We start from the raw sequence: 19,307 nt of genomic DNA on the forward strand, positions 1-19,307 counted from the left end.
CGAAGGCTCTATGCTAAGTAACGACATTCTTCGTAGCCTGCGCTACACCCTGAAAGCGAACAATAATGACATGGTGCGCATTCTTGCGCTCTCCGACATGGAATCCACGTCCGCCGGTTTCGACACCTGGATGACCAAAGAAGATGAAGAGGGTTTCGTTCGCTGCCCGGACATCATTCTGTCGGGCTTTCTGAACGGTCTGATCTACGATAAGCGTGGCAAAGATGAATCTGCGCCTGAGCTGGCGCTGGAGCGTCGGGTGAACAATAACACGGTGCTGAAAAAGCTGCGTATCGCGTTCTCGCTGAAAACGGACGATATTGTGGCGATCATGACTGAGCAAAAATACCGCGTGTCCGTGCCGGAAGTGACCGCCATGATGCGCGCGCCGGACCACAAAAATTACCGTGAGTGCGGCGACCAGTTCCTGCGTAATTTCCTGCGCGGGCTGACTCACCGGGTGCATAACACGAAGGGGTGATTTTTAGCCTGGTGGCGGCTTCGCCTTATCCGGCCTACAAAACCCGTAGGCCCGTGCAAGCGTAGCGCCGCCGGGCAAAAAAAAGCCGGATTTTCATCCGGCTTTTTTATTATTTCACCTGCTGTCCTGGCTTCGCGCCTTCGTCAGGGCTTAACAGGAAGATATCCTTCCCGCCAGGGCCTGCGGCCATCACCATCCCCTCGGAGATGCCGAAGCGCATTTTGCGCGGCGCCAGGTTTGCCACCATCACGGTCTGACGACCAATCAGCACCTGCGGGTCAGGATACGCGGAACGAATGCCGGAGAAGACGTTACGCTTCTCGCCGCCCAGATCCAGGGTCAGACGCAGCAGCTTGTCAGAACCGTCTACGAACTCCGCGTTTTCAATCAGCGCCACGCGCAGGTCGACTTTAGCGAAATCATCAAAGGTGATGGTTTCCTGAATCGGATCGTCAGCCAGCGGGCCGGTCACCGGAGCGGCAGCTGCCTTCACTTCTTCTTTAGAGGCTTCGACCAGGGCTTCAACCTGCTTCATTTCGATGCGGTTATACAGCGCCTTGAAGGTGTTCACCTTGTGGCTGAGCAGCGGCTGATGGATGGCGTCCCAGGTCAGTTCGGTGTTCAGGAACGCTTCCGCGCGGGCTGACAGCTGCGGCAGAACCGGCTTCAGCCAGGTCATCAGTACGCGGAACATGTTCAGACCCATGGTGCAGATCGCCTGCAAGTCGGCGTCACGGCCTTCCTGTTTCGCGACCACCCACGGTGCCTGCTCGTCCACATAGCGGTTGGCCACGTCTGCCAGCGCCATGATTTCGCGAATGGCTTTACCAAATTCACGGCTTTCCCAGGCTTCGCCAACCGCAGCGGCGGCATCGGTGAAGGTTTTGTACAGCTCAGGATCGGCCAGTTCGGCAGAGAGTACGCCGTCAAAGCGTTTGGCGATAAAACCTGCGTTACGGGACGCCAGGTTCACCACCTTGTTGACGATGTCCGCGTTCACGCGCTGCACGAAATCTTCCAGGTTCAGGTCGATATCGTCGATGCGGGAAGAGAGCTTCGCGGTGTAGTAGTAGCGCAGGCTGTCCGCATCAAAGTGGTTCAGCCAGGTGCTGGCCTTAATAAACGTTCCGCGAGATTTTGACATCTTCGCGCCGTTCACCGTTACGTAGCCATGTACGAACAGGTTGGTTGGCTTGCGGAAGTTGCTGCCTTCCAGCATCGCTGGCCAGAACAGGCTGTGGAAGTAAACGATGTCTTTACCGATGAAGTGGTACAGCTCGGCATCGGAATCTTTCTTCCAGTATTCGTCGAAGCTTACGGTGTCGCCGCGCTTGTCACACAGATTCTTGAACGACCCCATGTAGCCAATCGGCGCATCCAGCCAGACGTAGAAATATTTGCCCGGCGCGTTCGGGATTTCGAAGCCAAAGTAGGGCGCATCGCGGGAGATATCCCACTGTTGCAGACCGGATTCGAACCACTCCTGCATTTTGTTCGCCACCTGCTCCTGCAACGCACCGCTGCGGGTCCACGCCTTCAGCATTTCGCTGAACGACGGCAGGTCGAAGAAGAAGTGCTCGGAGTCACGCATTACCGGCGTCGCGCCGGAAACCACGGATTTCGGTTCGATAAGCTCGGTCGGGCTGTAGGTCGCGCCGCACACTTCGCAGTTATCGCCGTACTGGTCCGGGGATTTACATTTCGGACAGGTGCCTTTAACGAAACGGTCCGGCAGGAACATGCCTTTTTCCGGATCGTACAGCTGAGAGATGGTGCGGTTTTTAATGAAACCGTTCTCTTTTAGACGGGTGTAGATCAGCTCCGACAGCTCGCGGTTTTCGTCGCTGTGCGTGGAGTGATAGTTGTCATAGCTGATGTCAAAGCCAGCAAAATCGGTCTGATGCTCCTGACTCATTTCGGCGATCATCTGTTCCGGGGATATCCCCAGCTGCTGTGCTTTCAGCATGATCGGCGTGCCGTGGGCATCGTCCGCACAGATGAAGTTCACCTCGTGGCCGCGCATTCGCTGGTAACGGACCCAGACATCAGCCTGGATATGCTCCAGCATGTGGCCGAGGTGGATTGAGCCGTTGGCGTACGGCAGGGCGCACGTTACCAGAATTTTTTTCGCGACTTGAGTCATAGTAGGCATTACTTCTTTTAACTGTGAAAAGGGTTTTCGATGTTACCCGAAAGGTAATAACTACGCCAAGTGATAAGGGCATTAATCCATAAATGATTAATTGTTACCTCTGGGGTAAACTTGGTGATTACACGTCTTTTTCAGAACCACTACAAAGGAGTCGGGATGAGTTCTCAATCCCAGGCCAAATCACCGGAAGCCTTACGAGCAATGGTCGCCGGGACGCTGGCTAATTTTCAGCACCCAACCCTGAAGCACAATCTCACGACGCTGAAAGCGCTTCATCACGTCGCATGGCTGGACGATACGCTGCACATCGAGCTACAGATGCCGTTCGTCTGGACCAGCGCCTTTGATGCCCTGAAAGAGCAAACCAGCTCGGAGCTGCTGCGCATTACCGGCGCAAAAGCGATTGACTGGAAGCTGAGCCACAGCATCGCCACGCTCAAACGCGTGAAAAATCAGCCGGGCGTTAACGGCGTGAAGAACATCATCGCCGTCAGCTCTGGCAAGGGCGGAGTGGGTAAATCGTCTACCGCCGTTAACCTGGCGCTTGCGCTGGCGGCAGAAGGGGCGAAAGTCGGCATTCTGGATGCGGATATCTACGGCCCGTCCATTCCAAACATGCTGGGGGCAGAAAACCAACGTCCAACGTCGCCGGACGGCACCCATATGGCGCCGATTATGGCGCACGGTCTGGCGACCAACTCCATTGGATACCTGGTGACGGACGATAACGCGATGGTCTGGCGTGGCCCAATGGCCAGCAAAGCGCTGCTGCAAATGTTGCAGGAGACAATGTGGCCTGACCTCGACTATCTGGTGCTGGACATGCCGCCGGGTACCGGTGACATTCAGCTGACGCTGGCGCAGAACATTCCGGTTACGGGCGCCGTTGTGGTGACCACGCCGCAGGATATCGCGCTGATCGACGCCAAAAAAGGCATTGTCATGTTCGAGAAAGTGGAGGTGCCCGTGCTGGGTATCGTCGAGAACATGAGCATGCATATTTGCAGCAACTGTGGGCACCATGAGCCTATCTTTGGTACTGGCGGTGCCGAAAAGCTGGCGGCGCAATACCACACGCAGCTTCTGGGGCAACTGCCGCTGCATATCACACTGCGTGAAGATCTGGATAGCGGGAAACCGACGGTGGTCAGCCGTCCGGAAAGTGAATTCGCGGAAATCTATCGTCAGCTGGCGGGGCGCGTTGCGGCGCAACTGTACTGGCAGGGTGAGGTGATCCCAAGCGAGATCGCCTTCCGCGCGGTGTAACGCCTCTGCGCGTTAGTGCCGGGTGGCGGCTTCGCCTTACCCGGCCTGGCTCGATTTTGTAGGTCAGGCAAGCGTAGCGCCACCTGACTTTACCCAAGCCGATAGTGCATCAGATAGTACTCTCCCTCCGGAGAATCCCCCGTCGCCTCAATGTGCCAGCCGTGTCGCTGGTAAAACGCAATAGCCCGTTCATTCTTCACCAGACACTTCAGCGCGCCTGTACTGGTAAACGTCTTCTGAACCTGTTCCAGTAACAAATGACCCACTCCCAGGCTCTGATACTGCGGGTCGACAAACAGGTTGTGCAGAAAATTATCGTTCGTCCAGACTGAGGCAAAGCCAAGTCGGTGCCCATCCTGCTCCGCCACCCAAATCTCTTCGTCCAGGGTTGCCGCGTCAAAATCTTCAAGCTGCCACACAGAACTGTCCAGCCACGGCCAGGCTTCACGCCGGGCGTGGAGAAAGAGCGTGCGCAGGAAAGGGCGATCGCTCTCCTGCCACGGACGGATGAGGATCGTATCAGCGGTGATAGAAAATATCTCCGTTATAGGCTTTGTAGATTTTGCCATCGGCATCGCCAATCAGAACATAATTTTCACCCATGTAGGTCCAGTGGGTACCGGCATCAGGCGCAGGAAGGTTACGCAACTGGTACTGTTTGATGGTGTACTCGGGCGTCTGATACTGCGCGGGCGCGGTATCGCCAATTTTGAACTTTGTAAAATCGGCAATGAACTCTTGTTCTTCATAGGCTTTGATGCCAGAAGGCGCAGTCGATGCTTGCGGTGCAGCGTGTGCAGCCCCCGCCAGTGACAGTAATACACCCAGAAGCAACAGTTTACGCTTAGCCATTTTTTCTCCAGTCATATCGTTACTGATACTTTTTGTGCGCCGATCCGCATAAGGATGGCAGGCAGTTCATTTTAAGTATCTAAACAAGGTGAGTTTGAAAAAAAATGTAACAAAAGTGAACGGATTTGTGTAGTCAACGTGATGATTAAATATTTGGGCGATGAATAGGGTTTTGCTTATATAGTAAAAATATTTATCGATTTATTAATTAATTCTGAAAAGACATTTTCAGCGCAAATTTCCAAAGATCAACGCATGCATTCGATAAATGAAACATTTAAGATTGCACTAAACTAAGCTTCCACATTCCAGAGTCATAAGTTGATGATCTCTCGTAACGGATGATGGCGTGGCGGGCTGTTTTATATGATTTCTTTTCTTCGTTCGTTAAGTTATGGAATAACAGGTTATTGTTCTTAAAGAGAATTAAATTTCAATCGTACTTATGATAACCACTACTATAAAAGATATTTTTAATAAATGAAAAACACAACAGCATTCTCGCTATTATTATTAAGTATTTTCCCGTTATCCGGCTGCGTCTTTAGCCCGGGGCAGAACCTGAATGTCGAGGGAAAACAGGTTATCACCGCAGAAGATGCAAATTACGATCTTGAGAAACGCGTAGAGGTTTATCCTCTGACCCCCGCGTTAATAGAAAAATTGCGGCCTCAGGTCTTAAATTCTCAGGCAAATCCTAATCTGGATGAGCAGGTTAAAAACTGGGAATACCGTATCGGCACGGGTGATATTTTAACCGTTACCGTCTGGGACCACCCAGAGCTGACAACCCCGGCGGGGCAGTATCGTAGCGCAAGTGACACCGGTAACTGGGTGAATGCCGATGGCACGCTTTTCTATCCGTACATCGGAAAACTGCATGTGGCAGGTAAAACGGTCTCACAGGTGCGCGAGGAGATCACGGCCCGGTTGAACGACGTCATTGAAAGCCCGCAGGTGGACGTCAGTGTCGCCGCTTTCCGCTCGCAAAAAGCCTATATCACTGGCGAGGTGGTCAAGTCGGGGCAGCAGGCTATCACCAATATTCCCTTAACGGTAATGGATGCCGTGAACGCCGCGGGAGGCCTCTCCGCTGACGCGGACTGGCGCAACGTCGTGCTCACGCATAACGGTAAGGATTCACGCCTTTCACTGTATGCGCTGATGCAGCATGGCGATCTCACCCAAAACAAGCTGCTTCATCCAGGCGACATTCTTTTTGTACCACGTAACGATGCGCTGAAGGTGTTCGTCATGGGCGAAGTCGTTAAGCAGAGTACGTTGAAAATGGATCGCAGCGGCATGACCCTCGCCGAAGCGTTGGGTAATGCAGGCGGGCTGAACCAGGACATGGCGGATGCCACCGGTATTTTTGTCATTCGTTCGGTAGCGAAAAAAGATCGGGCGGGCAAAATCGCCAACATCTACCAGCTCAATGCCAAAGATGCATCCGCAATGGTGTTAGGCACCGAGTTCCAGCTTGAGCCTTATGACATTGTGTATGTCACAACTGCGCCGTTGTCCCGCTGGAATCGTGTGATTACGCAACTTGTCCCTACGATAAGCGGTGTGCATGACATCACCGAAACGGTTCGTTACATCAGATCGTGGCCGCAATAATGTTCAATACCATTTTGGTGGTTTGCACCGGCAACGTCTGCCGTTCTCCCATTGGAGAGCGGCTTTTACGTCAGTACTTACCCGACAGACATATCACCTCGGCGGGGATATTTGGTCTTGAGGGACGGCCGGCGGATGACTATGCCCAGGAAGTGGCCTGGCGGCATGGGATCTCCCTCGACGGCCATGTGGCGCGCAAGTTGACGCGAGGGCTGATGCAGGAATCCGATCTTATTTTGGTTATGGAGCCGGAGCATCTTCGCTTTATTTCCGCCATGGCACCGGAGATCAGAGGGAAATCGCTGCTGTTTGGGCAGTGGCTGGAGCCGCAGGATATCCCCGATCCCTACCGTAAAAGTCGGGAAGCGTTTGAATATGTGTTCGGGCTATTGGGTAAAGCCAGCCAGGAGTGGGCACGTCGTTTGGGTCAGAAAGGAATGAAGCATTAATGTCGTCTTACACTACAGACAATTATGGTGCAGCGGCACCCCAGCAAAGTGAAATCGATCTTGTTCGTTTGCTCGGTGAAATGATCGACCATCGCACGATAATTTTGTGCGTGACGTTCCTGTTCACCCTGTGTGCGGGCATGTATGCCTGGGTTACGCCCCCTGTGTACCAGGCGGATGCGATGGTGCAAATCGAAAATAAACAGGATAACAGCCTGCTCAAAGGCCTGTCCCAGTTGAGTTCTGACGTTTCGCCAGATGTTGCCCCTGAACTATTGCTGCTCAAATCACGCATGATACTCGGCGAAACCGTCGATAAATTAGATCTGTCGTATCAGGCAACGCCGCGCGTGTTCCCTGTGGTGGGACGTCTCTGGCAACGTTTGCAGGGGCGTGGATTGGGCAAAATAACGTTAGGTGAACTCCAGATCCCACTGCTGGAGGGCAAACCGCAAGAACTTACGCTGACTGTTAAAGAAGAGGGCAAGTTCCATCTGTCAGGCGAAAACTTCGAGGCGGAGGGGGCGGTAGGGAAGCGGCTTGATAAGCAAGGCGTCTCTCTGCTGGTGGGCTCGATTGCGGCGGAGCCTGGTACGCAATTCTCTCTCAGGGCGTTGACGCGGCTGGAAACGATCAACGCGCTGAAGAAAAATCTTACGGTTGCGGAGTCGGCGAAGCAGAGCGGTATCGTGGCGCTGACCCTGACAGGCGAAGATCCCGATAAAATCGCCCGCGTGTTGAATGCGATTGCTGACAATTTCCTTGAACAAAATATTGCGCGTCAGGAGGCTCAGGATTCCCGTAGCCTGGCGTTTTTACAGGAACAGCTGCCGAAAATCAGAAACGAACTCGATCAGGCTGAAGCGCGGCTCAATGCCTACCGGGCACAGCGCGACTCCGTCGATCTGTCGCTGGAGGCAAAGTCCGTTCTCGACCAGGTTGTTAATGTTGAGAACCAGCTTAACGAGCTGACGTTCCGTGAGGCGGAGATTTCCCAGCTGTTTAAAAGGAGTCACCCGACCTATCGTGCATTAGCTGAAAAAAGACAAACGCTTGAGCGGGAACGCGATCGTCTAAATAACCGCGTGTCAGCCATGCCCTCCACGCAGCAGGAGATTTTACGCCTGAGCCGCGATGTTGAATCGGGCCGCACGATTTACTTGCAGTTGTTGACGCGTCAGCAGGAACTGAATATTTCCCGTTCCAGCGCCATCGGAAACGTGCGGATCATTGATACGGCCGTCACGCACCCGGAACCAATAAAGCCGCGAAAAGCGTTAATTATTATTCTTGGCACGTTGTTCGGGCTGGTGGTTTCTGTGGGCGGTGTGCTGGTACGTCAGGCATTTAAACGTGGGATCACCCTTTCCGAACAGCTGGAAATGCCGGGAACGCCAGTTCTGGCTACGTTGCCGCGTTCACAGTGGTTGTGGAAGAAAACGCATCTGCACAGAAAATTACCGTTTTCTCGTCAGTGGAAACACAAAACCACGGATGTACCTTTCCTGCCTGTCGATCGGCCTGCGGATATGTTTGTTGAAGCGGTGCGCGGGTTACGTACCAGCCTGCATTTCACCATGATGGAGGCTGAGAATCGTATTGTCATGATTTCTGGCCCGACGCAGGACTGCGGGAAAACCCTGGTAGGGACGAACCTGGCGGCGATAGCCGGACAGAGTGGCCAGCGTGTGCTGTTTATTGATGCCGATATGCGCCAGGGCTATGTTCACAACATTTTTGGTCTGGATAATCGCTATGGACTGTCGAGCGTACTCGAAGGCAAACGCGACTGTGCGGAGGTGATTCAGCACGCTGAAAAAGGGGACATCGACGTCATCACCTGCGGGCCGACACCGCTGCGTCCGTTGGAATTGCTGTTAAGCGAACAATTCCTTTCCACTATGTCATGGGTAAATGAGCAGTACGACATCATCATTATCGATACCCCGCCAGTACTCGCCGTTACCGATGCGGCACTGGTTGCCCGAACAGCCGGAACAACGCTAATGGTTGCCCGTTACGACAAAACCAGCGTCAAAGAGATGGAGAATACCTTTAAACGTCTACAGCACGTTGGCGTGAAGATTAGCGGTACCATTCTCAATGATATTGTTAAGTCCAGAGCGCTCTTTTATAGCTCGGGGTGTAGTCACTATGAATATGATTATGCTTCGAAGAATCAGAGAGAAGGGCGGTAAAACGGGGAAAATACCCCCTCTCCCGGTCGGGAGAGGGGAAAGCGTTACTTCGCCAGAACTTCCTGTGCAGTACGCTCAACCAGAGACAGCAGGACTTTAACGTCCTCCAGCGTCACGGTTGGGTTCAGCAGGGTCAGCTTCAGGCAGGTGATACCGTTATGCTCGGTTACACCTACGTTTGCACGACCAGACTCCAGCAGTGCGTCACCAATTTTCTGGTTCAGCAGGGCGATACCGGCGTCATCCATCTGCGCCTGCGGACGGAAGCGGAACAGCACGCTTGCCAGCTGAGGCTGCATCACCAGCTCCAGCGCAGACTGCTCTTTCACATAAGCCGCAACCTGCTGCGCCAGCGTCACGCCGTGATCGATAATGGCCGCGTATTGCTCCTGACCCAGCGCTTCCAGGCTCATCCACAGTTTCAGCGCGTCGAAACGGCGTGTGGTTTGCAGAGATTTGGAAACCAGGTTAGGCACACCCGCTTCTTCATCGAACTCAGAGTTCAGATAAGCCGCCTGATAGCGCATCAGCTCATAGTGACGCGCTTCTTTCAGCAGGAATGCACCGCAGCTGATGGTCTGGAAGAACTGTTTGTGGAAGTCCAGGGTGACGGAATCCACCAGCTCAATGCCGTCCAGGTAGTGACGATACTGCTCAGACATCAGCAGCGCGCCGCCCCAGGCCGCATCAACGTGCACCCAGATATTCTGTTTCGCCGCCAGCTCAGCAATCGCACGCAGCGGATCGATAGCACCGGCGTCGGTAGTACCTGCCGTCGCGACGATCGCCAGAATCTGCTCGCCGTTCGCGTTGCACTGTTCGATTTTCGCCGCCAGATCGGTGAGATCCATGCGGGAGAATTCGTCAGTTTTCACCTGCACCACGGACTGGTAGCCCAGACCCATCAGCGCCATGTTTTTCTGCACGGAGAAGTGCGCGTTTTCCGAGCACAGTACGCGGATCTTGCGCAGATCGCCCACCAGACCGTCCTGCTGAACCGAGTGGCCCTGACGCGCAAAGAACGCATCGCGCGCCAGCATCAGGCCCATCAGGTTACTCTGGGTGCCACCGCTGGTGAAGACGCCTGCGTCGCCAGCCTGATAACCCACGCGGGTACGCAGCCACTCGATCAGCTTGATCTCAATGATGGTTGCGGACGGGCTTTGATCCCAGGAGTCCATACTCTGGTTGGTGGCGTTAATCAGCACTTCCGCCGCCTGGCTAACGACCAGGCTTGGGCAGTGCAGGTGCGCCACGCACTGCGGGTGATGAACGGACAAACTGTCTTTCAGGAAGAACTCCACGGCGCGTTCAATCGCCGCTTCGTTGCCCAGCCCTTTCGGGTTGAAATCCAGCTTAATACGGTCGCGCAGTTCCGCGACCGTTTTGCCCTGGTACATCTCAGGCTGTTTCAGCCACTGCATCACAGCCTGAGTGCTTTGCTCAATCGCCTGCTGGTAAGCTTCAATGCTCTGCGCAGAGGAGAACAAAATTGGGTTTGAATCAGACATCGTAATCAACAACTCCGGTTACGCCGGGCGAACGCCCGCAGCAAGCAGTGCCTGCTCGAATTTATCCAGGAAGATTTTCAGCTCTTCATCGCTGATCAGCAGGGAAGGCAGCAGACGCAGAACGATACCGTTACGGCCACCACGCTCCAGAACCAGGCCCGCTTCGAAACATTTCTTCTGGATCAGTGCGGACAGCTCGCCATCACCCGGGAAGCAACCCATATGGTCGGCGGCTTCATGTGGCTTAACGATCTCAATACCGATCATCATGCCCAGACCGCGAACGTGGCCGATCACCGGATAGCGTTTCGCCATCTCTTTCAGCTGGCCTTTCAGCCATTCGCCCTGTGCAGCCACTTTGCCTGCAATGTTCTGGTCTTTCAGGATCTTCAGCGTTGTCAGGCCGGTTGCCATCGCCAGCTGGTTACCACGGAAGGTACCAGTGTGGTGACCAGGCGCCCATGCATCGAACTGCTTCTTGATACCGAGCACAGCCAGTGGCAGACCACCGCCAACCGCTTTAGACATCACGATGATGTCTGGCTCAATACCTGCGTGTTCGAAGGCGAAGAATTTACCGGTACGGGCAAAGCCAGCCTGAACTTCGTCGAGGATCAGCAGGATACCGTGTTCCTGAGTGACTTTACGGATGCGCTGCAACCACTCAACAGGTGCCGGGTTAACGCCGCCTTCACCCTGAACGGCTTCGAGGATCACCGCGGCAGGTTTACGCACGCCGCTTTCGACGTCGTTAATCAGATTTTCGAAGTAGTAGGTCAGCGCCTTCACGCCCGCTTCACCACCGATACCCAGCGGGCAGCGGTACTCGTGTGGGTAAGGCATGAACTGGACTTCTGGCATCATACCGTCAACCGCTTCTTTCGGAGACAGGTTACCGGTGACGGACAGTGCGCCGTGGGTCATACCGTGATAACCACCAGAGAAACTGATGATACCGCTACGACCGGTCACTTTTTTCGCCAGCTTCAGTGCCGCTTCAACGGCGTCAGCCCCGGACGGGCCAGTGAATTGCAGGCAGTACTCTTTGCCCTGACCAGGCAACAGAGAAAGGAGGTATTCTGAAAACGCGTCTTTCAGAGGCGTGGTCAGATCCAGGGTATGTAACGGCAAGCCGCTGGTAATGACATTTTGGATGCTTTTCAGCACATCAGGATGATTGTGTCCAAGCGCGAGGGTGCCTGCGCCGGCTAAACAGTCAAGGTATTCTTTATTATCTGCATCGGTGATCCACACGCCTTCTGCTTTCGTGATGGCTAAAGGCAGTTTGCGCGGATAACTCCTGACGTTAGATTCAAACTCGGCCTGACGGGCCAGATAGGTTTCGTTGCTTTTGTGGGCATCTACGGTGTCAATACGGACTTTATCCGTCATCATATCACTCCTACAACCGCCGCTTCGTTATGAGCAACGATTGAATAAAAAGTTAAAAAACAGATGGGGCCTGAAAAAAACGCCGCCAATATAGAGCCTTTTGTCACCTGGCTCAATGGTTAATTTGTTTACTGTTTTGTGACACAGGGCACAGGGGAGGGTAGAACCTCGTTTTCAAGCGGAAATTTGCAATTTATGGCAAATAAAAACAGCGGCTTACGTGTGATTTGTCAGCATTGTAAAATCAGACAAAAGTGTGTGACAAATCGTGCGATTGGCAAGAGAAAAGGAGGCGGAGAGCCTCCTTACGCTGTTTATTTCTGGGAAACGTGTAAAACGCCGTGTTCGCGCCCCTTCATTTTATTCCACGACGCGTCCGTAATACCGTTTTCATCCAGGCTTAGCGATATCACAAAACCGTTACCCTGAATCTCATAGAAATTCGCGTTCAGACGTTTAACGCTGGCTTTTTTGCCGTTGACCGTGGCGCTAAAAAAGCCGTTTGAAAGGGTGGCGTTAACCGTATCCGACGAGAATGAGGCTTCTCGCAGGGGATCGTGAACGGATTCCGCTGGTTCGTGTTGTGCCGCGTTTTCCGCTTTGGTTTTACTGATATCGCAGGAGCCATCGCCAGCGCTAATTTGCGTGCATCCTGAACGCTCTAATTGAGCGCGATAATGGGCGTTTATGGCGTGCGCAGGCGAGACACAACCTGCAAGCACGGCAGTACTAATAACTAACATCATTAATTTTTTCATTTTAACACCTTAAAAACGACACAAATACCAGGAGACGTACATCACGCCGATCCAGATCCCGACCGAAATCAGCATCAGATACAGGGCTGCTGAAATAAAAATATATTTAGACATCTTTTTGTATCAACGAAATGCTCATCAGCAAAAATGAGACTTTATATTTGTCCGATGATTGTTTTACGCTTTAAAAGCCCATCCCAATCCCAACCGAAGCGCCCATATTATTCGCGGTATCATCTGAGAAGCTCACTTTCGCAATGACATGGGAATTAACGTTAACGGACGCACCGACAGCAAGCGCGCTCTCGCCGTTGTAAGTCGCGCCGCCAGCAGAGAACATGAGGCGCTGATTCGTAAACGGATAAACGCTGTCTAAATCTTATTTAGTAACGCGAGTAAACTATCAATTAAACACAAACCAATGATTTTGATCTAAGTCATAAATATTATGAATAGTTCCGACGGCGTAAAAGTCATTTTGTGGTTGTTATTAATGTAAACATTAAGGTGTAAATGACGTAGTAAATGAGCGGGTTAAATTAAGTGTTTGACAGAAATAAAATTCTGCAAAATAAATGTTTACATTAATATGTGGGTTTATTTCATACGAAAGAAGGTGGGCTGTCTTATAAAAGCACTTCCGGTGCGTCATTATGGATAAAAATAAAATTTCCTCGCATTGAGAGTGAATAATGTTTTTCATGAGTTATTAACAAATCTAGCGGGATAATTAACTGAACAATAATGTATACATATTGTGCGTAGGTAATATCTTGCAGGTTATTGGTCACAACAGGTGGTTAACGGACAGCCCGAAACTCCTTGCACCCATGTTACCCCCCGGTTACACTACATGACTACGAATTGCTATTTCGTAATGTGCTGTTTTATAAGTAATTTGACTCGGGGTGCCCTTCTTTGTGAAGGCTGAGAAATACCCGTATTACCTGATCTGGATAATGCCAGCGTAGGGAAGTCAGATGCCTACCCGGTCATCGCTTCTTCACGTACGGCAGGAGCGAAACCATGCAGCCTGACCAGCTCGACTCACACGTTTTACATCAATTCCGAACCCGTTCTCCGCTCACGCACTGTATGACGAACGATGTCGTGCAGACCTTCACCGCTAACGTTCTGCTCGCGCTGGGGGCTTCCCCGGCAATGGTGATCGAAGCCGAGGAAGCGGAACAGTTTGCCGCACTTGCCGATGCGCTGCTCATCAACGTGGGTACACTCACCGCGCCGCGCGCCCAGTCGATGCGTCGGGCCATTGAGAGCGCAGTAGGCGCGGGCACGCCCTGGGTTCTGGATCCGGTCGCGGTTGGCGCCCTGGCGTTCCGCACCCGCTTTTGCCAGCAACTATTATCCCTTAAACCTGCGGCCATTCGTGGAAACGCCTCCGAAATCCTCGCCCTTGCCGGTATGAGTGCGGGCGGGCGTGGGGTTGATTCCACCGATACGGCGGCGAGCGCGTTGAGCGCTGCGCAGGCGCTGGCCCGCAAGACACACGCCGTTGTTGTCGTCACAGGGGAAGTGGATCACATCACCGACGGCCAGCGAACCCGTAGGGTCGCGGGTGGCGACCCGCTGATGACCCGCGTGGTGGGGACAGGCTGTGCGCTCTCGGCGGTTGTCGCCGCCTGCTGCTCGCTGCCTGGCGACAGGCTTGATAACGCAACGGCAGCCTGCGGCTTTATGAAACGTGCAGGGTCAGTTGCGCTGTCTCATAGTCGTGGCCCCGGCAGCTTTGCCCCGGCGTTTCTGGATGCGCTTTACGCGCTGGAGGAGCAGGTATGACACGCATTAACGCCCTGACTATTGCGGGAACCGATCCCAGCGGTGGCGCGGGGATCCAGGCAGACCTGAAAACCTTCTCTGCGCTCGGCGCTTACGGCTGCTCGGTTATCACCGCGCTGGTGGCGCAAAACACGCGCGGGGTACAGTCGGTGTATCGCATTGAGCCGGATTTTGTCGCCGCACAGCTGGATTCGGTATTCAGCGATGTACGTATCGACACCACCAAAATCGGCATGCTCGCAGAGGCGGACATTGTTGAAGCGGTTGCTGAACGTCTCAAACATTACCGGATAAAAAACGTGGTGCTCGATACCGTGATGCTGGCCAAAAGTGGCGATCCGCTGCTCTCCGCCTCTGCCATTGACACGCTGCGTAAAAAGCTGCTGCCGCAGGTGGCGCTGATCACGCCAAACCTGCCTGAAGCCGCCGCGCTGCTGGATGCGCCACACGCGCAAAACGAACGTGAGATGAAAGAGCAGGGCAATGCGCTGCTGGCGATGGGATGCAGCGCGGTGCTGATGAAAGGCGGTCATCTTGATGATGCCGAAAGCCCGGACTGGCTTTTCACCCGCGATGGCGCGCAACGTTTCACCGCCCCGCGCGTACAAACCAAAAACACCCACGGCACGGGCTGCACGCTCTCGGCGGCGCTAGCGGCGCTGCGTCCCCGTCACGCTAGCTGGGCGGAGACGGTACAGGAGGCGAAGATCTGGCTCTCCGGCGCGCTGGCAAAAGCCGATTCTCTGGAAGTGGGTCACGGTATTGGGCCGGTTCACCATTTTCATGCATGGTGGTAAGCCGTATACTGGCATAAAACCTTATGCCAGAGAAAAACAGAGATGGAACAAGCGCATACCCGGTTAATTGCTCAACTCAAGGAACGAATTGCCGCACCGGACAACACGCCGTTGTATCTGAAATTTGCCGAAACGGTTAAAAACGCGGTACGCAGCGGCGTGCTCGCGCACGGTAATATTTTACCTGGCGAGCGCGATCTGAGCCAGCTGGCCGGTGTGTCGCGCATTACGGTGCGTAAAGCAATGCAGGCGCTGGAAGAGGCCGGTGTTGTCACCCGCGCGCGTGGATACGGTACGCAAATCAACAATATCTTTGAATATTCGTTAAAAGAGGCGCGCGGGTTTTCTCAGCAGGTGGTGCTGCGTGGCAAAACGCCCAACACGCTGTGGGTCAATAAACGCGTCGTGAAGTGCCCGGAAGAGATCGCCCGCCACCTTTCCCTTGCGCCGGACAGCGATGTCTTTCTGCTTAAGCGCATCCGCTACGTGGATGACGATGCGGTATCAATAGAGGAGTCCTGGGTACCGGTAGGGTTAATCCCCAACCCGGACGACATCGGCGTCTCGCTTTATGATTACTTCCGCAGCCAGAATATCTTTCCGCAGCGCACCCGTTCCCGCGTCAGCGCCCGGATGCCGGACAGCGAGTTTCAGACGCACATAAAGATGGACGATAAGATACCGGTGCTGGTGATCAAGCAAGTCGCGCTCGATCAACAGCACCGGCCAATTGAGTACAGCATCAGCTACTGCCGCAGCGACCTATACGTCTTTGTGTGCGAGGAGTAGGGCCTCGCGCGTGGGGGCGCAGTCGCCACCGCGATGGCTGACTACCCAGGCGGCTACGGCATTGCCAAGCTGCACCGCCTCTGGCAGTGACCATCCCGCGGCCAGCCCGGCAAGGGTACCTCCCGCATGGCTGTCACCCGCGCCGATGGTATCGACCACGGTAGCCGGGAACGCCGGAACGTGTCCGGAAGCATCGCCGTCATACCAGATCGCCCCGTCTTTATCATGGCGCACGATCAGCGCAGCGCCAAACCGTTGCTGCCACTGTGTGCCGAGCTGTTCCACGTTCACGCCAAGCCATTCGGCGGCAAGTTCCGCCTCCTGACGATTGAGCGAGACAATCGGTTTACAGGCCATGATCCGCGCCATTAGCGGGTCGGGAATATCTGCGATACGCGGACCGAAATCGATAAAGAGCGTCACATCCTGAAGGTTTTCCAGCCAGGCCGTCAGCAACTCACCGCTGGGGGACGCCAGCTGGTAGCCGGACAACGAGATCAGGCTCCCGGCCGGTATGCTTAACCCGTCCAGCCAGCGCTGCTGCCACTGGTTCTCCACGCCGCTAAACGACATAAAGGTCCGTTCACCGTCAGGCTCCACCAGCGCCAGACACCAGCCGTTATCGCCCGTTTCCGCTTCCACGGCGCTGTGCAGATCCTGCTTCGCCATGGCGTTACGGATAATATCGGCCCACACCCCGTGACCGACGGGAAGGGCATTTTGCGCTGCAATGCCGAGCCGCTTCAGGGCGATGGCGATATTCAGCGCGCAGCCGCCAATATTCACTCCCTGTTGCTTCAGCTCGATATCACATCCGCGCCAGGGCAGGGCGTAGGCGTCGGCAATCACGTCGATGACCGCCGCGCCAAGCACCGTTACGGGTCGCGTGGCGTGAAGGGTTTCGAGACGGCGGGCAAAAGCACTCATACCCCCTCCCTTTGCTCCCGGAAGTGCAGCAGTTTTTCGCAGTAGAGGCCGAAATCAAGCCGGTTTACGGCATCAAGTTCGTTTTTTAGCGCCGGATCAATGGCCTGTACACCGTGCAGCGCACCGCAAATGGCCGTTGCCATCGCGCCGATAGTGTCAGTATCACCGCCCAGGTTGGCGCATAACACCGCGCAGCGGTTTGGATCGGTGCCTGCCAGTTCGACCATCGCAATCGCCGCCGGAACGGACTCAAGGGTGCTCGTTCCCGCGCCAATAAGCTGATAGACCTGCTCGCTGGCGGATTCCGTACCGTTGGCTTCGCGCACGGTTTTCAGGGCCAGTTCAATCCGGGCGGAAAGCGATGCGCTGAAGGTGGTTGTGTTCGCCTCCTGCGCCGCGCGGGCAATGCCCGGCAGGGCATCAGCGATGTTCTGCCAGCGCTCGCCGTCGATCGCGCGTGAAACCGCCCACGCGATCACCACCGCACCGGCGATGGCGAGATCCGATTTATGGGTCGGGCTGGAGGCTAACGCAACCTGTTCCACAAAGTGGGCCAGACGCGTGGCTGGCAGCAGACAGCCTAGCGGAGAGGCGCGCATCGCCGCCCCGTTGGTGACGCCGTTGTTTTCCAGCTCGCTCACCGGTTTGCCGTCACGGATGGCGTTCAGGGCAATTTTGGAGGTCGGGCCGAGCACATTCTTATTGAACGCGTCGAAATCCAGCGCCCAGTCCAGAATATGCTTACCGATAACGTCAGGATTAATCTCCCCGTCGCATTCGATAATCGCATCGGCCAGGCACAGCGCCATCGACGTATCATCCGTAAATTCGGCCTGTTTAAAGTAGCAGGCGGCATTATTCTCAGCCGGGCCGGGTAAGAAACGGTCGATCCAGCCGAAGTGCGCTTTCACCCGCTTGCGCGGCCACAGCTCCGACGGCATCCCCATCGCATCCCCTAACGCCTGCCCGTAAAGAGCACCGAGAATACGGTCTTGTTTCATTTAACTTCCCCTCGTGTCAGCGCGGTATCGCCATCAACCACCTCAATTGCGGTGATCTCTTTATCCGATTCGCGGAAAAACAGCATAAACAGCACGGCAATCACCACAATCATGATTGCACCAAACGTCCACATTCCGGCCCAGTTGAAGGTCAGCCCATTCACCGGCTCTTTATATGCGAACATTTTTTCCATCATCACGCCGCCGAGACGGTAACCCAGCAGGCTACCAAAGCCCTGACAGCACAGCGTGATCAAGCCCTGCGCCGCGTTGCGCATATGCACGGGCGCTTTTTTATCCACGTAGATGTACGCGGTGACGTAATAGAAGTCATAGCTCACGCCGTGCAGCAGAATGCCGAGGAACAGCAGGGCGTAGGTGAAGTATTGCTCGGCGCCGCCGTAAACAAAGAAGCCGTAGCGAATGGCGGCGGTGATCAGGCCCAGCAGCAAGACCTTCTTAATACCAAAGCGTTTGGTAAAGAACGGCAGGGCGAGCATAAAGAAGATTTCAGAGAACTGGCCGAGGGTCATCCAGCCGGTGGCGTTTTTCATCCCCACTTCGGTGAGATAGCCGTTGGCAAAGATGTAGTAGAAGGCCAGCGGCATGGCAAACAGGAACGAGCAGAAGAAGAACACCAGGAAGTTTTTATCGCGCAGCAGGATCAGCGCATCCAGCCCCAGCATCACTTTGAAATCCAGCTTGCCGGTGCTCTTCGGCGGGGTATTCGGCAGGAACAGCGCGAAGACGCCAAGCAGAAGGGAGCTGGCAGCGGTCATCAGCAGCGGAATATTGGTGTCAGAGATGTCGCTATAGCCCATCATCTGCGGCAGGAAGCCGCACGCCAGGCCAGAGGCGATCCAGCCGATGGTGCCCATCACGCGGATGCGCGGGAAATCAGCCTCCACATCATCGACGTTCGCGAAGGCGATACTATTGGTCAGCGCGATGGTCGGCATATAGGTCAGGGAGTAAGCCAGCAGCAGCGGGAAGAAGGTGCTGAACTGGGTTTGCTGCGCCGCGAAGTACATCAGAATCGCGCCTGCGAACATCAGCACGGCCAGCACTTTCTGGGCGGCGAAGAAACGGTCCGTCAGCGAGCCGACCAGGATGGGAGAGAGGATCGCGGCTATTGCGGTACAGGCATACGACCAGCCGATTTCGCCGGCGGTAAACCCGCTCTTACTCAACCACAGCCACAGTGGCACAAACCATGCGCCCCAGATAAACCATTCAACGAACATCATGAATGACAGTTGGACTTTCGTTTTCATTTTTTAATCCTGCATGTCAGAGGTACGCTTGTAACATACCATG

General features: G+C 54.6%; 17 protein-coding genes, 1 pseudogene and 1 riboswitch. Of the genes and pseudogenes, 8 read left to right on the forward strand and 10 right to left on the reverse strand.

Annotated features, from left to right (window positions below; translation table 11 throughout):
• Positions 1 to 10 precede the first annotated feature (10 nt).
• A complete protein-coding gene (locus BH712_RS17765) occupies positions 11 to 481 on the forward strand; it encodes a YehS family protein (protein ID WP_006811278.1) in 471 nt (156 codons plus the stop codon).
• 109 nt (positions 482 to 590) lie between these two features.
• Here BH712_RS17765 and metG read toward each other — a convergent pair whose 3' ends face one another.
• On the reverse strand, positions 591 to 2,624 hold the full coding sequence (gene metG, locus BH712_RS17770) for a methionine--tRNA ligase (protein ID WP_032673953.1): 2,034 nt from the start codon (positions 2,622 to 2,624) through the stop codon (positions 591 to 593).
• Positions 2,625 to 2,789: 165 nt separating this feature from the next.
• On the opposite strand from metG, the gene apbC reads away from it, so the two are divergent.
• Positions 2,790 to 3,899 (forward strand): iron-sulfur cluster carrier protein ApbC, encoded by a 1,110-nt coding sequence (gene apbC / locus BH712_RS17775; protein ID WP_006811276.1) that lies wholly within the window; start codon positions 2,790 to 2,792, stop codon positions 3,897 to 3,899.
• Between the two features lie 89 nt (positions 3,900 to 3,988).
• Here the strand turns inward: apbC and BH712_RS17780 are convergent, their stop codons facing one another.
• The gene (locus tag BH712_RS17780; protein WP_032673952.1) at positions 3,989 to 4,468 is read right to left on the reverse strand and encodes a GNAT family N-acetyltransferase; all 480 of its coding nucleotides are present in this window, start codon (positions 4,466 to 4,468) and stop codon (positions 3,989 to 3,991) included.
• Positions 4,419 to 4,751, reverse strand: coding sequence for an RcnB family protein (locus tag BH712_RS17785; protein WP_032673951.1), 333 nt, complete (start codon positions 4,749 to 4,751; stop codon positions 4,419 to 4,421). Before BH712_RS17785 ends, BH712_RS17780 begins: the two co-directional genes overlap by 50 nt.
• Before the next feature lie 480 nt (positions 4,752 to 5,231).
• Between BH712_RS17785 and BH712_RS17790 the strand changes: the two genes are divergently transcribed.
• The 3 genes from BH712_RS17790 to BH712_RS17800 are packed head-to-tail and all read left to right on the forward strand — an operon-like array spanning position 5,232 to position 9,018.
• Positions 5,232 to 6,371, forward strand: coding sequence for a polysaccharide export protein (locus tag BH712_RS17790; RefSeq protein ID WP_006811273.1), 1,140 nt, complete (start codon positions 5,232 to 5,234; stop codon positions 6,369 to 6,371).
• Positions 6,371 to 6,820: an arsenate reductase/protein-tyrosine-phosphatase family protein gene (locus tag BH712_RS17795; protein WP_006811272.1), complete on the forward strand. Its 450-nt coding sequence runs from the start codon at positions 6,371 to 6,373 to the stop codon at positions 6,818 to 6,820. Before BH712_RS17790 ends, BH712_RS17795 begins: the two co-directional genes overlap by 1 nt.
• Complete coding sequence (locus tag BH712_RS17800; RefSeq protein WP_006811271.1) at positions 6,820 to 9,018, forward strand: polysaccharide biosynthesis tyrosine autokinase; 2,199 nt, start codon at positions 6,820 to 6,822, stop codon at positions 9,016 to 9,018. Before BH712_RS17795 ends, BH712_RS17800 begins: the two co-directional genes overlap by 1 nt.
• A gap of 44 nt (positions 9,019 to 9,062) precedes the next feature.
• Here BH712_RS17800 and BH712_RS17805 read toward each other — a convergent pair whose 3' ends face one another.
• From BH712_RS17805 to BH712_RS17820, 4 genes and pseudogenes are all read right to left on the reverse strand, one after another.
• Entirely contained in the window at positions 9,063 to 10,529 is a 1,467-nt protein-coding gene (locus BH712_RS17805; protein WP_006811270.1) for a pyridoxal phosphate-dependent decarboxylase family protein, read from the reverse strand.
• An 18-nt stretch (positions 10,530 to 10,547) separates the two neighbouring features.
• Positions 10,548 to 11,924, reverse strand: coding sequence for a diaminobutyrate--2-oxoglutarate transaminase (locus BH712_RS17810; protein ID WP_006811269.1), 1,377 nt, complete (start codon positions 11,922 to 11,924; stop codon positions 10,548 to 10,550).
• A gap of 311 nt (positions 11,925 to 12,235) precedes the next feature.
• Complete coding sequence (locus tag BH712_RS17815) at positions 12,236 to 12,679, reverse strand: hypothetical protein (RefSeq protein ID WP_006811268.1); 444 nt, start codon at positions 12,677 to 12,679, stop codon at positions 12,236 to 12,238.
• A gap of 184 nt (positions 12,680 to 12,863) precedes the next feature.
• Positions 12,864 to 13,022 (reverse strand): annotated as a pseudogene (locus tag BH712_RS17820) (YadA C-terminal domain-containing protein); the annotation flags it as partial.
• A gap of 551 nt (positions 13,023 to 13,573) precedes the next feature.
• Positions 13,574 to 13,670, forward strand: a riboswitch (TPP riboswitch).
• Between the two features lie 35 nt (positions 13,671 to 13,705).
• Here BH712_RS17820 and thiM point away from each other — a divergent pair.
• The 3 genes from thiM to BH712_RS17835 are packed head-to-tail and all read left to right on the forward strand — an operon-like array spanning position 13,706 to position 16,062.
• On the forward strand, positions 13,706 to 14,476 hold the full coding sequence (gene thiM, locus BH712_RS17825; RefSeq protein ID WP_006811265.1) for a hydroxyethylthiazole kinase: 771 nt from the start codon (positions 13,706 to 13,708) through the stop codon (positions 14,474 to 14,476).
• Positions 14,473 to 15,273, forward strand: coding sequence for a bifunctional hydroxymethylpyrimidine kinase/phosphomethylpyrimidine kinase (thiD, locus tag BH712_RS17830; protein ID WP_006811264.1), 801 nt, complete (start codon positions 14,473 to 14,475; stop codon positions 15,271 to 15,273). Before thiM ends, thiD begins: the two co-directional genes overlap by 4 nt.
• Positions 15,274 to 15,315: 42 nt before the next feature.
• On the forward strand, positions 15,316 to 16,062 hold the full coding sequence (locus tag BH712_RS17835; RefSeq protein WP_006811263.1) for a GntR family transcriptional regulator: 747 nt from the start codon (positions 15,316 to 15,318) through the stop codon (positions 16,060 to 16,062).
• Here BH712_RS17835 and BH712_RS17840 read toward each other — a convergent pair.
• From BH712_RS17840 to BH712_RS17850, 3 genes are read right to left on the reverse strand one after another with little or no spacing between them, the layout of a single operon-like run.
• Positions 16,036 to 16,989, reverse strand: coding sequence for a PfkB family carbohydrate kinase (locus BH712_RS17840; protein WP_001272075.1), 954 nt, complete (start codon positions 16,987 to 16,989; stop codon positions 16,036 to 16,038). The two genes, BH712_RS17835 and BH712_RS17840, sit on opposite strands and share 27 nt — an antisense overlap.
• Entirely contained in the window at positions 16,986 to 17,990 is a 1,005-nt protein-coding gene (locus BH712_RS17845; RefSeq protein ID WP_006811262.1) for an ADP-ribosylglycohydrolase family protein, read from the reverse strand. Before BH712_RS17845 ends, BH712_RS17840 begins: the two co-directional genes overlap by 4 nt.
• Positions 17,987 to 19,264: a nucleoside permease gene (locus tag BH712_RS17850; RefSeq protein ID WP_003859236.1), complete on the reverse strand. Its 1,278-nt coding sequence runs from the start codon at positions 19,262 to 19,264 to the stop codon at positions 17,987 to 17,989. Before BH712_RS17850 ends, BH712_RS17845 begins: the two co-directional genes overlap by 4 nt.
• Between the last annotated feature and the right edge of the window lie 43 nt (positions 19,265 to 19,307).

Origin of the sequence: Enterobacter hormaechei ATCC 49162 (assembly GCF_001875655.1) — a bacterium.
Taxonomy (GTDB): domain Bacteria; phylum Pseudomonadota; class Gammaproteobacteria; order Enterobacterales; family Enterobacteriaceae; genus Enterobacter; species Enterobacter hormaechei.

Bases quoted from the DNA above. Each gene is read 5' to 3' on its own strand.
- BH712_RS17805 (WP_006811270.1), bottom strand. From the start codon at position 10,529: ATGTCTGATTCAAACCCAATTTTGTTCTCCTCTGCGCAGAGCATTGAA.
- BH712_RS17785 (WP_032673951.1), bottom strand. From the start codon at position 4,751: ATGGCTAAGCGTAAACTGTTGCTTCTGGGTGTATTACTGTCACTGGCG.
- thiM (WP_006811265.1), top strand. From the start codon at position 13,706: ATGCAGCCTGACCAGCTCGACTCACACGTTTTACATCAATTCCGAACC.
- BH712_RS17815 (WP_006811268.1), bottom strand. From the start codon at position 12,679: ATGAAAAAATTAATGATGTTAGTTATTAGTACTGCCGTGCTTGCAGGT.
- BH712_RS17790 (WP_006811273.1), top strand. From the start codon at position 5,232: ATGAAAAACACAACAGCATTCTCGCTATTATTATTAAGTATTTTCCCG.
- BH712_RS17780 (WP_032673952.1), bottom strand. From the start codon at position 4,468: ATGGCAAAATCTACAAAGCCTATAACGGAGATATTTTCTATCACCGCT.
- metG (WP_032673953.1), bottom strand. From the start codon at position 2,624: ATGACTCAAGTCGCGAAAAAAATTCTGGTAACGTGCGCCCTGCCGTAC.
- BH712_RS17795 (WP_006811272.1), top strand. From the start codon at position 6,371: ATGTTCAATACCATTTTGGTGGTTTGCACCGGCAACGTCTGCCGTTCT.
- apbC (WP_006811276.1), top strand. From the start codon at position 2,790: ATGAGTTCTCAATCCCAGGCCAAATCACCGGAAGCCTTACGAGCAATG.
- BH712_RS17840 (WP_001272075.1), bottom strand. From the start codon at position 16,989: ATGAGTGCTTTTGCCCGCCGTCTCGAAACCCTTCACGCCACGCGACCC.
- BH712_RS17810 (WP_006811269.1), bottom strand. From the start codon at position 11,924: ATGATGACGGATAAAGTCCGTATTGACACCGTAGATGCCCACAAAAGC.
- BH712_RS17835 (WP_006811263.1), top strand. From the start codon at position 15,316: ATGGAACAAGCGCATACCCGGTTAATTGCTCAACTCAAGGAACGAATT.
- thiD (WP_006811264.1), top strand. From the start codon at position 14,473: ATGACACGCATTAACGCCCTGACTATTGCGGGAACCGATCCCAGCGGT.
- BH712_RS17850 (WP_003859236.1), bottom strand. From the start codon at position 19,264: ATGAAAACGAAAGTCCAACTGTCATTCATGATGTTCGTTGAATGGTTT.
- BH712_RS17845 (WP_006811262.1), bottom strand. From the start codon at position 17,990: ATGAAACAAGACCGTATTCTCGGTGCTCTTTACGGGCAGGCGTTAGGG.
- BH712_RS17800 (WP_006811271.1), top strand. From the start codon at position 6,820: ATGTCGTCTTACACTACAGACAATTATGGTGCAGCGGCACCCCAGCAA.
- BH712_RS17765 (WP_006811278.1), top strand. From the start codon at position 11: ATGCTAAGTAACGACATTCTTCGTAGCCTGCGCTACACCCTGAAAGCG.